General features: G+C 65.5%; 13 protein-coding genes. 5 read left to right on the top strand and 8 right to left on the bottom strand.

Translation table 11 applies throughout. From position 1 onward, the window contains the following. Together EN781_RS10825 and EN781_RS10820 are read right to left on the bottom strand one after the other, a co-directional pair. Positions 1–227: LysR family transcriptional regulator (locus EN781_RS10825; protein ID WP_145965480.1), on the bottom strand; the 227-nt coding region annotated here is incomplete at its 3' end. Between the two features lie 80 nt (positions 228–307). After that, positions 308–685 (bottom strand): VOC family protein, encoded by a 378-nt coding sequence (locus EN781_RS10820; RefSeq protein ID WP_126056754.1) that lies wholly within the window; start codon positions 683–685, stop codon positions 308–310. 224 nt (positions 686–909) lie between these two features. Between EN781_RS10820 and EN781_RS10815 the strand changes: the two genes are divergently transcribed. Further along, positions 910–2079: an Mrp/NBP35 family ATP-binding protein gene (locus EN781_RS10815; RefSeq protein WP_126056753.1), complete on the top strand. Its 1170-nt coding sequence runs from the start codon at positions 910–912 to the stop codon at positions 2077–2079. Positions 2080–2095: 16 nt separating this feature from the next. Here EN781_RS10815 and EN781_RS10810 read toward each other — a convergent pair whose 3' ends face one another. Then, the gene (locus tag EN781_RS10810; protein WP_126056752.1) at positions 2096–2545 is read right to left on the bottom strand and encodes a carbon monoxide dehydrogenase subunit G; all 450 of its coding nucleotides are present in this window, start codon (positions 2543–2545) and stop codon (positions 2096–2098) included. Positions 2546–2694: 149 nt separating this feature from the next. Here EN781_RS10810 and EN781_RS10805 point away from each other — a divergent pair, with 149 nt between their 5' ends. Then, complete coding sequence (locus EN781_RS10805; protein ID WP_126056751.1) at positions 2695–4500, top strand: IlvD/Edd family dehydratase; 1806 nt, start codon at positions 2695–2697, stop codon at positions 4498–4500. Positions 4501–4588: 88 nt separating this feature from the next. On the opposite strand, the gene EN781_RS10800 is transcribed toward EN781_RS10805, so the two are convergent. Beyond that, on the bottom strand, positions 4589–5008 hold the full coding sequence (locus tag EN781_RS10800; protein WP_126056750.1) for a GFA family protein: 420 nt from the start codon (positions 5006–5008) through the stop codon (positions 4589–4591). A gap of 166 nt (positions 5009–5174) precedes the next feature. On the opposite strand from EN781_RS10800, the gene EN781_RS10795 reads away from it, so the two are divergent. Next, complete coding sequence (locus EN781_RS10795; protein ID WP_126056749.1) at positions 5175–5573, top strand: hypothetical protein; 399 nt, start codon at positions 5175–5177, stop codon at positions 5571–5573. Between the two features lie 15 nt (positions 5574–5588). On the opposite strand, the gene EN781_RS10790 is transcribed toward EN781_RS10795, so the two are convergent. From EN781_RS10790 to EN781_RS34250, 3 genes are all read right to left on the bottom strand, one after another. Continuing rightward, positions 5589–7178: a trimethylamine methyltransferase family protein gene (locus tag EN781_RS10790; protein WP_126056748.1), complete on the bottom strand. Its 1590-nt coding sequence runs from the start codon at positions 7176–7178 to the stop codon at positions 5589–5591. Between the two features lie 218 nt (positions 7179–7396). Beyond that, positions 7397–8890, bottom strand: a complete 1494-nt coding sequence (locus EN781_RS10785; RefSeq protein ID WP_127399970.1) for a PLP-dependent aminotransferase family protein — start codon at positions 8888–8890, stop codon at positions 7397–7399. 80 nt (positions 8891–8970) lie between these two features. Then, positions 8971–9135, bottom strand: coding sequence for a hypothetical protein (locus EN781_RS34250; protein ID WP_189347468.1), 165 nt, complete (start codon positions 9133–9135; stop codon positions 8971–8973). 197 nt (positions 9136–9332) lie between these two features. Here EN781_RS34250 and pgi point away from each other — a divergent pair, with 197 nt between their 5' ends. Together pgi and EN781_RS10775 are read left to right on the top strand one after the other, a co-directional pair. Further along, a complete protein-coding gene (gene pgi, locus EN781_RS10780; protein WP_126056747.1) occupies positions 9333–10976 on the top strand; it encodes a glucose-6-phosphate isomerase in 1644 nt (547 codons plus the stop codon). 5 nt (positions 10977–10981) lie between these two features. After that, positions 10982–11704, top strand: a complete 723-nt coding sequence (locus EN781_RS10775; RefSeq protein WP_126056746.1) for an HAD family hydrolase — start codon at positions 10982–10984, stop codon at positions 11702–11704. Here EN781_RS10775 and EN781_RS10770 read toward each other — a convergent pair. Continuing rightward, complete coding sequence (locus EN781_RS10770; protein ID WP_126056745.1) at positions 11688–12377, bottom strand: 50S ribosomal protein L11 methyltransferase; 690 nt, start codon at positions 12375–12377, stop codon at positions 11688–11690. The two genes, EN781_RS10775 and EN781_RS10770, sit on opposite strands and share 17 nt — an antisense overlap. Between the last annotated feature and the right edge of the window lie 22 nt (positions 12378–12399).

Raw genomic sequence — 12399 nt, 5'->3', positions numbered from 1 at the left:
GTGCGGCTGTCGCCGACGATGCGGCGCGCCCAACCCAGCACCTGCCTGCCTTCCGGGGTCAGGCCCTGGAAGCGCGAGCCGCGCAGCACCAGCATGACGCCGAGCTGCTCCTCAAGCTGCTTGATCCCCGCCGAGAGCGTCGGCTGGGTGACGCCGCACACTTCCGCCGCCCGGCCGAAATGCTCCTCCCTGGCGAGCGCGATGAAGAATTCCAGCTTGTCGATCATCGGCGCAGGCTATCCGTAGCAAAGCGGTTGCGCCAGACGACGCTGCCGCGGCACCACGAACTGGATCGCGCCTCGGACCCTTACTCGCCCGCGAGGCACAAGATGTTGCCGTCCGGATCCTTGAACCAGGCGACCTTCATGCCGTCGCCGACATGGATGTCGCCCTCCAGCGACAGGCCGGGCATCTCATAGTGCTCGAAGGCGACGCCCTTCGATTTCAGCGACTTGACGACGGGATCGATCTCATCGCCAACGCTCCAGGTCACAGCCGTTGCCTTGTTGGTTCCGGCGAATTCCGAATGATAGACGTTGATGACCGTGTCGCCGCTTTTGTAGACGACCAGTTCGCCAGCCATGTCGTCCACCTGCTTGAGACCAAGCGTTCCCTCATAGAAGGTCTTGGCTCTCGTCAAATCTTTCACCGCCAGATTGGCCGCGGCATTGCTGTTTGCGAGCATGACAGTCTCCTTCCCGGATTTGTTGTGTCGCCGCTCATGGCATCCGAGATAGGGCCCGTTGATCGATCGGCCATGGGCAAGCAGTGAGGATCGGTCAAAAACAGCGTCGGGCAAACCCGACTCCATCGGTCGTTTTCCGTGGCACGCGCGCAAGCCTTTGCTCCACGGCTTGGTTCTTGCCGGAAACTGCACTATCTGCATCGCCAAAACCCCGAGGAAACACCATGGCCGTCACCAAGGAAACCGTCATCGAGCGCCTGAAAACGGTCAACGGGCCGGATTTCACCGGCAACATCGTCGACCTCGGCCTGGTCTCGGAGATTTTTATTGCCGATTCGAAGGTGTTCTTCTCGATCACCGTGCCCGCCGCCCGCGCCCAGGAGATGGAGCCGCTGCGCGCCGCCGCCGAGCGCGTGGTCAAGGGCATTCCGGGCGTCGCCGGCGCCGTCGTGGCGCTGACGGCGGAGAGGAAGGGCGGCGGCATGGAAGCGCCGGTGCCGCCGCGCCCCGCGCCGAGGCCGGCGCCGGCTGCCGCGCCGCAGCGCCCCGTGCCGCAGGTGCCGGCATCGCACAGCCACGGCAAGCGCGGCGTGCCCGGCATCGAGGCGATCATCGCGGTGGCCTCCGGCAAGGGCGGCGTCGGCAAGTCGACGACCGCGGTCAACCTGGCGCTTGGGCTTGCCGCCAACGGCCTGAAGGTCGGCGTTCTCGATGCCGATATTTATGGGCCGTCCATGCCGAGGCTGCTCAACATCCATGGCCGGCCGCAGACCGTCGACGGCAAGATCCTGAAGCCGATGCAGAATTACGGCCTGAAGGTGATGTCGATGGGCTTCCTCGTCGATGAGGAGACGCCCATGATCTGGCGCGGCCCGATGGTGATGTCGGCGCTGACGCAGATGCTGCGCGAGGTCGAATGGGGCCCGCTTGACGTGCTGGTCGTCGACATGCCGCCCGGTACCGGCGACGCCCAGCTCACCATGGCGCAGCAGGTGCCGCTCGCCGGCGCCGTCATCGTCTCGACGCCGCAGGACCTCGCTTTGATCGACGCCCGCAAGGGTCTCAACATGTTCAGGAAGGTCAACGTGCCGCTGCTCGGCATCGTCGAGAACATGAGCTACTTCCTCGCCCCCGACACCGGCAAGCGCTACGACATCTTCGGCCATGGCGGGGCGCGGCGCGAGGCCGAGCGGCTGAGCGTCACCTTCCTCGGCGAGGTGCCGCTGGAAATGGGCATTCGCGAAAGCTCGGATGCCGGCGCGCCGGTGGTGGTCTCGAAGCCGGAAGGCGCCGAGGCGAAGATCTACCGCGACATTGCGGCAAAGGTCTGGGACAGGGTCAACGAGGAGCGTGGCGCGGCGGAAGCCGCGGTGCCCTCGATCGTGTTCGAGTGATCCCTCGGCGCGAGGGTCAGCCGCCGACCTTCTCGCCGAACGTCGAGAAGAACTGCCCGGCGAGCTTCTTCGACGTCGATTCGATCAGGCGGCTGCCGAGCTGGGCGATCTTGCCGCCGACATCGGCCTTGGCCGCGTATTTGAGCACCGTCGTGTCGGCGCTGTCGGCGGTCAGCGTCACGTCGGCGCCGCCCTTGGCGAAGCCGGCAATGCCGCCCTTGCCTTCGCCCTGGATGGTGTAGGAATGCGGAGGCTTGAGGTTCTTGAGCACGACCTCGCCGTTGAATGTCGCCTTGATCGGCCCGATCTTCAGCACGACGGTTGCCGCCATTTCGGTGTCGGATTTCTTTTCCAGGCTTTGGCAGCCGGGGATGCTGCCCCTCAGAATGTCCGGGTCGTTCAGCGCTTCCCATACTTTTTGCAGGGGTGCGGCAATCCGTTCCTCGCCTTCGATCACCAAAGCCATCAAGAACCTCCCGGAAAGACTGCCCGGAAGCCCTAGCGCAGGGGCAGACTTATGTCTATCGCACCAAAGTGCGGGTTCGGATGGCGCGTGCCCCTTGCCTGCATCCGCGCATTGTCATATCGATTTGTCATACAAATACGGAGACCACGATGGCCGGCGCCCCCACCAAGAAGAAAAAATTTCGCTCGCAGGAGTGGTTCGACAATCCCGACAATCCGGGCATGACCGCCCTCTATCTCGAGCGCTACCTGAACTACGGGCTGACGCGCGCCGAACTCATGTCGGGCAAGCCGCTGATCGGCATCGCCCAGACCGGCTCGGATCTGTCACCCTGCAACCGGCATCATCTCGAGCTTGCCAAGCGCGTGCGCGAGGGCATCGTCTCGATGGGCGGCATCCCCTTCGAGTTCCCATGCCATCCGATCCAGGAGACCGGCAAGCGCCCGACCGCCGCGCTCGACCGCAACCTTGCCTATCTCGGCCTTGTCGAGGTGCTCTACGGCTATCCGCTTGACGGCGTCGTGCTGACCATCGGCTGCGACAAGACAACGCCGGCGCTGCTGATGGCCGCCGCCACCGTCAACATCCCGGCGATCGCGCTGTCGGTCGGCCCGATGCTGAATGGCTGGCACAAGGGCAAGCGCACCGGCTCCGGCACCATCGTCTGGGAGTCGCGCCAGCGGCTGTCGGCCGGCGAGATCAACTATGACGAGTTCATGGACATCGTCGCCTCCTCGGCGCCGTCGACCGGCTACTGCAACACCATGGGCACCGCCACCACCATGAACTCGCTGGCCGAGGCGCTTGGCATGCAGCTGCCGGGCTCGGCCGCCATCCCCGCGCCCTATCGCGAGCGCGGCCAGATCGCCTATGAGACCGGCAAGCGCATCGTCGACATGGTGCATGAGGACCTGAAACCGTCCGACATCATGACGCGCCAGGCGTTCGAGAACGCCATCGTCGTCAACTCGGCCATCGGCGGCTCGACCAACGCGCCGATCCACCTCAACGCCATCGCCCGCCATCTCGGCGTGCCGCTCGACAATGACGACTGGCAGAAGGTCGGCCTCAATGTGCCGCTCATCGTCAATCTGCAGCCGACGGGCGAATACCTCGGCGAGGACTATCATCACGCCGGCGGCGTTCCGGCGGTCGTCGCTGAACTGCTGAAGGGCGGGCTTTTGCCGCATCCCGACGCGGTCACCGCCAACGGCAAGTCGATCGGCGACAATTGCCGCGATGCCGCCAACGAAAACCTGGAAGTCATCCACAGCGTCGACAAGCCGCTGAAGGCCAATGCCGGCTTCATCAACCTCAAGGGCAATCTGTTCGATTCGGCGATCATGAAGACCAGCGGCATCTCGCCGGAATTCCGCCAGCGCTACCTGTCCAATCCGCACGATCCCGAGGCGTTCGAAGGCAACGCCATGGTCTTCGACGGGCCGGAAGACTACCACGCCCGCATCGACGATCCGGCGCAAGGCATCGACGAGCACACCATCCTGTTCATGCGCGGCGCCGGGCCGGTCGGCTATCCGGGCGGCGCCGAGGTGGTCAACATGCAGCCGCCGGCCTACCTCATCAAGAAGGGCATCCATTCGCTGGCCTGCATCGGCGACGGCCGCCAGTCGGGCACGTCGGGCTCGCCCTCGATCCTCAACGCTTCGCCGGAGGCGGCGATAGGCGGCGGCTTGGCGCTGCTCAAGAGCGGCGACCGCGTCCGCATCGACCTGAAGAAGGGGTCGGCCAACATCCTTGTCAGCGACGAGGAGATCGCCAGGCGGCGCGCAGCACTGCAGGGCAATGGCGGCTTCCACTATCCCCAGCACCAGACGCCGTGGCAGGAGATCCAGCGCGGCATCGTCGACCAGTTTGACGCCGGCATGGTGCTGAAGCCGGCAGTGAAGTACCAGGATGTCGCGCACACCAGGGGTGTGCCCCGCGACAACCACTGAGCGCCGGCAACCTCGCTCGCGCGAACGGCGGCTTGATCGTGGATCAAGCCGCCGTTTTTGCTGACCTAGGGCTGCTGTCCGGCTGCGCTTACAGGTAACTGGTGATCTCCGGCGCCTGGTCCTGCCTGTTGCGTTTACCGTCCTCGTAGATGATCGGTGCGGAAGCGAGTTCCTCCTCGCTGACGTCGTCCAGGCAGGCGACGTTCACAGCCCAGAAATTCCCGCCCATGAAATCGAGATAGCCGCGCGAGAAGACATTCGCGCCGCAGTTCGGGCACATATAGTGGTTGATATCGCCTTCCGGCCAGTTGGACGGGCTTGCCTTGTAGTCCCGCATCCGGTCACCGCCTTCCGTCACCCTGAGCGCCTGGTAGGCGGTGAAGGATTTGCGGTAGCCCAGTTTCCAGCAGAAGCTGCAATTGCATTTGCGGATGCCCTCGGCGAGGTCGAGATCGGCCTCGAAGTGCACCGCGCCGCAATGGCAACTGCCGTGATAGATCTTCTTCATGGCGCTCCTCGCAGAATTTGTTCTGGTCCTCTGTGGCCACCGCGAAACCAGATCAGATTGTGGCCATTGCCCCGCCAGATAGGCGCCTGGCTCCTCTGGGCAATACGTCCTCTTGTGCAAAACGGCGCGCGAGATGCCATATGCTGGCAAACGGACAGGACCATCCATGACGAAACGGCGCTCTTCCCTAGGCTTCCTCGGCATGTTCGGCCGCTCGGGCGATCTGAGGATGCTCGATGCCGCCTTGCGCGGCGCCGACCTCCATCCCGCCCTTGTGCCGGAGGGGGTCAAGCTCACCATCGTCAATCTGATGAAGGATCACTGGCCAGACGAGCCGCCGGCGCAGGCCTACGCGTCGCTCGCGCAACTGTTCGGCTATTGCGTTGCCAGTCCCGAGACGTTCGAACAGGCCAACGGCCGCGAGCGCAGGCTGGACGCGGAGCGCCGCATCGAGGAAGCGCTCGAGACCGGCGACAGCCTCGATGCGCAGATCGTGCTGATGGCGCTGCATGCCAAGCTGATCAGCGCCGAGGTGGTCGAGCGCTTCGGCCTAAGCGCGGAGTAGGCTGCTCAACCCAGCCTAGCCGCCCATGCCGCCGCGCGGCAGCTTGATCATCTCGCCGAAGCGGGCGCGCAATTTGTCGTCGACCGTTTTCGGCACGTGGCGCGGGAAGCGCTCGGCAAGCACGCGTTTCTTCTCGGCGATCGCCCTCTGCAGAATGTCGGGCCGGCCCTTCTCGTTCCATTCCTTGGGCGAGAAGCGGTCGCCGATGGCCGGATAGAAATATTCGGTCTGCATCAGCTTCAGCGTCTGCTCGTTGCCGAGATAGTGGCCGGGGCCCTTCAGGCAGACATCGGCGATGGTGTCGATCGACAGTGCCTCGTCGGTCACCTCGATGCCGCGCACGCAGCGCAGGCAGTGGCCGAGCATGTCGTTGTCGATGATCAGGCTTTCCAGGCAGAAGCCGAGCAGCGAGGCATGCATGCCGGCCGACTCATAGACCAGGTTGAGGCCGGAGAGGCCGGCCATCACATTGGTGATGCCCTTCTCGTAGCCGGACTGGATGTCGGGCAGTTTCGAATCCGTCATGCCGGCCGCCGAGCCGCCCGGCAGGTCGTAGAATTGCGCCATCTGCGCGCAGGCGGCGGTCAGCACCGCCTGCTCGGCCGAGCCGCCGGACATGGCGCCGGTCCGAAGGTCGGAGACGAACGGCCAGGTGCCGAAGATCGCCGGATGGCCGGGCTTGATGGCGTTGACGTAGACCAGGCCCATCAGCACTTCCGCGACTGCCTGCACCACCGCTCCGGCAATCGCCGCCGGCGCCGTTGCGCCGGCCTGGCCGGCCGACAGAAGCAGGATTGGAATGCCGCCTTCGACGCAGGCCTCGAGCACGCCGCAGGCGTCCTCGGCGAACTTCATCGGCGGCACGACGAAGCAGTTCGAGTTCGACACGAAGGGGCGCGCACGGAAATTTTCCTCGCCGCCGGCGATCGCATAAAGCATCTCCAGCGCCGGCTTGACGTTCTCGCGCACCGTGAACGAGGTGCCGACATGCTTGGCGGTCCCCATCACGCAGGCGTAGAGCGTGTTGAAATCCATCTCGAGCGGATCGGGAATGTCGCGCGGCACCATGGTGCGCTGGAAGAAATGAATGTTGTCGAGGCCGTCGACCAGGCGCGCGGCGTCGTAGATGTCCTGCAATTGGGACTCGCGGTATTCGCGCTTCTCGACGTCTACCAGATGCACGGCCGCGCCCGCCGTGCCGTAGTGAACGCGTTTGTCCTGGATCACCATGTCGTGCTTGGGGTCCTGGCCGTGAAGCGTGAAATGCCGGGCCGCGTTCTTGATCGTGTCGAGGACGAGTGCCCGCGGCAGGCGGACGCGGCCGTCGTCGCCATAGGTCGCGCCAACCCTCGTCAGCGCCTCGATGCAGGAGGGTATAGCGTTGGCGAAGCCGACCGTCTCCAGCAGCGTCAGCACCGCCTCGTGAATGCGCTCGCGGTCGCTTTCGCTGAGCGGTCCATAGCTGCCGCCTTCGAGGCCCGGCCGCACCGGTCTGATGTCGTCGGCAAGCGGTGCCGCCCGCATCGCTCGGCGCGCTTCGCGCCCGCCGGATCGCCGCGAACGCTGGTCCGAAGGCGCATCCTGCTTCTCAAGAGCCACTGACATGGAAGCACTCCACCTTTAGCTGCGAGGCGGGACGCGGCGGTTGGTCCACCATCGGCCCTGCTTCGTCCCCTTTGTGGCTCGACTATGCCGCCGGCATTGGTGCAGCCTATGAGCCAGCCAGTCCCGTCGAATATGCCAGGATGCTAAAACGATCGAGGGTCGTGTCAAAGTGAAAGAGCCGGCTTGGGCCGGCTCTCTGTTGAATTCGGCAGGTCCGATCAGGCCGCGGCGGGTCTGCGGCCGGCGGCCGTCGCGAGCTCCCGTATGCCGGGCTCGATGTGCTGCAGCGCGATCGAGGAAATGCCCAAGCGCATGAAACGCGACGGTTTTTCCGAGCGGTCGAAGAAACGGTCGCCGGGCTCGATGATGACGCTGCGCGAGGCGGCCGCCTCGGCGAGGCCCCGCGAGTCGGTGCCGCGCGGCCCCTCGAGCCAGAGCGAGGTGCCGCCGGCCGAGTCGGTCGAGCGCCACTCGGGCAGGAAAGCGGAAATCGCATGGACCAGACGCTTGCGCCGCTCGTCGAAGGCGCTGGACAGACGCCGCACCAGCGCCTCGTGATGGCCGAGCGACAGGAACAGCGCCACCGCCCGCTGGTTGTTGGCCGGCGGGTGCCTGAGCATGAATCGGCGCAGCGCCCTGAGCTCGGCGATCAGTCCGGCCGAGGCGACTATGTAGCCAAGCCGCAAGCCCGGAGCCAGCGTCTTCGACATCGAGCCGACATAGATGACGCGGCCGGAACGGTCGAGGCTCTTCAGCGCCTGCTGCGGCGCCTCGTCCAGTAACTGGCTGTCATAGCCATCCTCGATGATGATCTGGTTGTGGCGGTTGGCCCGCGCCAGGAGGTCTTGGCGCCGTTCCGCCGACAGCGGCACCATGGTCGGGCAATGGTGGCTGGGCGTGACGAAGACGAAGCCGGAATCCTGCGGGATCGAGGAGGTCACGATGCCGGACTGGTCGACCGGGACCGGCTGGATGTCGGCGCCCGCAAGGCGGAAGATCGAGCGGGCATCCGGATAGCCGGGATCCTCCATCGCCACCTTCGACCCCTTGGTCATCAGCAGCGAGGCGAGCATATAGAGCGCGTTCTGGGCGCCGAGCGTGACGATGATCTCATCCGGATTGGCGAAGATGCCGCGCCGCGGCAGGAGGCGCGCCTGGATCTGCTCGATCAGGAGCGGATCGTCGCGGTCGACCATGTCGGATGCCCAGTTGCGGATCTCCAGAACGGCGAGCGCCATGCGGTTGCATTCGCGCCATTCGGCCGTCGGGAACAGCGCCGGATCGAACTGGCCGTAGACGAAGGGGTAGGACGACTTGATCCAGTTGTCGTGCTTGGCCGGCGGCGGCATGTCGCTGGCGGCGATCTGCCGGCGCGCCTTCCAGTCGATCTCGTTCTGCTGGTCGGGGGCCTTCTGGTGCGGCTTGGCGGGGGTGGCGAGCACTTCCGGATTGACGAAATGGCCGCGCCGCTCGCGCGCCACCAGAAAGCCCTGGTCGACCAGTTGCTGGAAGGCGAGCACCACGGTGCCGCGGGCGACGCCCAGTTTCTCGGCCAGGATGCGGCAGGACGGAAGCGGCATGGAAGCGGCGATCTGCCGGTCCAGAATGGCGGCGACGATCGCCTGGCGGATCTGCGCCTGCAGGGTCTGGCCGGATTCAGCCGAAATCCGGAACAGGCCGGACCATATGGCCGTGTCGTTGCGCTGTGGCATGGAAGGGTTTCCTCGATGGCCAGCTTTTTGTGCTTGGCTGGACCAGTCGAGTGTAGGGGTGGCACAAGGGGTTGCGCCAATCAATTTTTCTGATCGCTGGGATTTATGCCAGTGATCCATTGCGCGACGCGCAGCGTCGTCGCAGCGTCGCGGCCTACCTGTTGGTGAGCAACGCGCAGCGTCGTCGCAGGAGAGACGCGCAGCGTCGTCACAGGCGCGATAAAGGGCGTGATGCGCAGCCTCATCGCCTCCTGCGCGAAGCAAACTCACGCCGAAACGGGCGGTGTCATCGCCTCCGGTGACATGCCTCATCAAAGCGTGATGCAGTGCGGCAATGCCGCCCTTGAATGAAATGGAATCGGCTCGATAGAATGTCGCGACGACATGCGCCGGAAACATCCGGCCTGTTAACATAGGTTCAAAAACCCGCCAGGAGCCCGCATTGGATCAATCAACCTTCGACAAGCAAGTCGTCGCCTTGCGCGAACATCGCGCGGCGGCCAAAGGCACGATGCGTGAAGCTTTCGCGGCTGATCCCAAACGCTTCGCGACGTTTTCCGCCACCGACGGCGATCTCCTGCTTGACTGGTCGAAATGCGCGGTCGACGCCGACACGATGGCGATGCTGGAGAAGCTCGCCGGAGCCGCTGATCTGGCGGGTCGCCGCGCCGCCATGTTCGAAGGCAGGAAGATCAATATCACCGAAGGCCGCGCCGTGCTGCACACGGCGCTTCGCAACCTAGCCGGCAAGGGCGTCGTGGTCGATGGCCAGGATACCAAGGCCGAGGTTCTCGCCGTTCTCGACGCCATGGGCGCCTTCGCCGATGCCATCCGCTCCGGCAAGGCGGCCGGCGCCACCGGAAAGAAGATCACCGACATCGTCAACATCGGCATTGGCGGCTCCGACCTCGGCCCGGTGATGGCGACGCTGGCGCTGGCGCCCTACCATGACGGCCCGCGCGCGCACTATGTCTCCAACATCGACGGCGCCCACATCCACGACACGCTGAAGGACCTGTCGGCCGAAACCACTTTGTTCATCGTCGCCTCCAAGACCTTCACCACGGTCGAGACGATGACCAATGCCGAGACGGCGCGCCGATGGGTGGAGAAGGCGCTGGGCAAGGAAGCCGTCGGTAGGCATTTCGCCGCCGTCTCGACCGCGCTCGACCTGGTGGCGAAGTTCGGCATCGCGTCCGATCGCGTGTTCGGCTTCTGGGACTGGGTCGGCGGCCGCTATTCGGTCTGGAGCGCGATCGGCCTGCCGGTGATGATCGCCATCGGCCCGCGTAATTTCCGCGCCGTCCTCGACGGCGCGCACGAGATGGACGAGCACTTCCGCTCCGCACCCCTGCAGAAGAACCTGCCGGCGCTGCTGGGGCTGATCGGCTGGTGGCACCGGGTCGTCTGCCGATATCCGGCCCGCGCCGTGATCCCTTACGACCAGCGGCTCTCCAGGCTGCCGGCCTATCTGCAGCAGCTTGATATGGAATCGAACGGCAAGAGCGTGACGCTGGACGGCGGCGCGGTCACCACGCCGACCGGCCCGCTGGTCTGGGGCGAGCCCGGCACCAACGGCCAGCACGCCTTCTTCCAGCTGCTGCACCAGGGCACCGACTTCATCCCGGTCGAATTCCTCGCCGCCGCTGTCGGCCACGAGCCGGAGCTGAAGCATCACCACGATCTCCTGCTCGCCAACTGCCTGGCGCAGTCGGAAGCCTTCATGAAGGGCCGCACGCTGGAGGAGGCGCGCGCGCAGATGCTGGCCAAGGGCATGAAGGCGGCCGACGTCGACAGGATCGCCCCGCACCGGGTCTTCTCTGGCGACCGCCCCTCGGTGACCATTCTCTACCGCAAGCTCGATCCGCGCACCTTCGGCCGCCTGGTCGCGCTCTACGAGCATCGCGTCTTCGTCGAGGGCACGCTGTTCAACATCAATTCCTTCGATCAGTGGGGCGTCGAACTCGGCAAGGAACTGGCAACCGGCCTGCTGCCTGTCGTGGAAGGCAAGGAGAATGCCGCAAAGCGGGATGCCTCGACTGCAGGTCTGGTGGGACACATTCACCGATTGCGCGGATCGGAGTGACAGGCTTGGCGGAGATCAAAGGCATATTGTTCGACAAGGACGGAACGCTTGTCGATTTCAACGCGACATGGTTGGGCATTGCCGACTTCATGGCCATGGATGCCGCCGAGGGCGACCGCTGGAAGGCAGACAGGCTGCTCGCGGCGGCCGGCTTCGATTTCCTCAGCAAGCGCTTCAAGCCCGATTCGATCTTCGCCTCCGGCACCAACATGGATGTCGTCGAACTCTGGTTCCCGCGCCTCTCCGAGGAGGACCAGATGCTTGCCGTGGCCCGTTTCAACGAGATCACCTCGGTGCAGGGCTCCAGCATGGCGGTGGCGCTGCCGGGCATCGTCGAGACGTTGGCCGTCCTGCACAGGCGATCCTACCGGCTTGGCGTCGCCACCAACGATTCGACCAGCGGCGCGGAAAAGACGCTGGTGACGCTCGGCGTGGCGCAGCTTTTCGACGCCGCCTATGGCTATGATTCGGTGGCCAGGCCGAAGCCGGCACCGGACACCGTCCTCGCCTTCTCCGACCTGACCGGGCTGAAGCCGGCCGAGATCGCCATGGTCGGCGACAATCGCCACGATCTCGAAATGGCGCGGGCCGGCGGCTGCGGGCTGGCGGTCGGCGTGCTCTCCGGCACAGGCACGCGGGAATCGCTGTCGGCGATCGCCGATGTCGTGCTCAATTCGGTTGCCGATCTGCCGGATTTCCTCGCCGCGCGGGTCAAGGAAACGATCTGACCGTCTCGAACGAGAAGACCCCGCTCGGCCTCGACGCCGTGCCTTTCGCATCGCCGAAGTCCGGTACCTTATATTCGGCAAGCAGTTTGAGCCGCGACAGCGGCAGATCGGCGCGGCGCGGATCGCCGACCAGCACCTCGATGCCGGCGGCGAGGCAGCGGTCGAGGAAGGGGATCACCCGCCGGGCCACTTCGTGCGCGTAGAACACGTCGCCGGCAAGCACCAGGTCGACCCCCGGTGGCGGCCCGGCGGTAATGTCTTCGCCGACCACCGTGATCGCGACGCCGTTCGCCGTGGCGTTGAGGCCGAGCGCCACGATGCCGTTACGGTCGATCTCCGCGGCTATCACCGCGCGCGCTCCGGCCTTCGCCGCGGCGATGCCGACCAGGCCCGAGCCGGCGCCGAGGTCGAGCACGCGGCGCCCCGCAACCGCTTGCGGCCGGTCGAGTATGTAACGGGCAAGGACGGTGCCGCCGGCCCAGGCATAGGCCCAATAGGGCGGCTGCGGCTCTGGCGCCGCAGCGTCCCCGTCGTCAGCCTCGGGATCGACGAGCCGCCGCAGCCCGCTGCCAGGATGGGCGCTGTAGATCTGGATTTCCGGAAGCGCGGCGACGGGCGCAAGGCGCATGTTCGCCTTGATGAAGGCCGTTGGATCGGGGCGCGTGGCCGCCATCTCCCCGCCGGCAGGATGATCG

The organism is Mesorhizobium sp. M4A.F.Ca.ET.090.04.2.1 (genome assembly GCF_003999085.1).
Taxonomy (GTDB): domain Bacteria; phylum Pseudomonadota; class Alphaproteobacteria; order Rhizobiales; family Rhizobiaceae; genus Mesorhizobium.
This window is presented reverse-complemented; position numbering and strand designations above follow the sequence as displayed.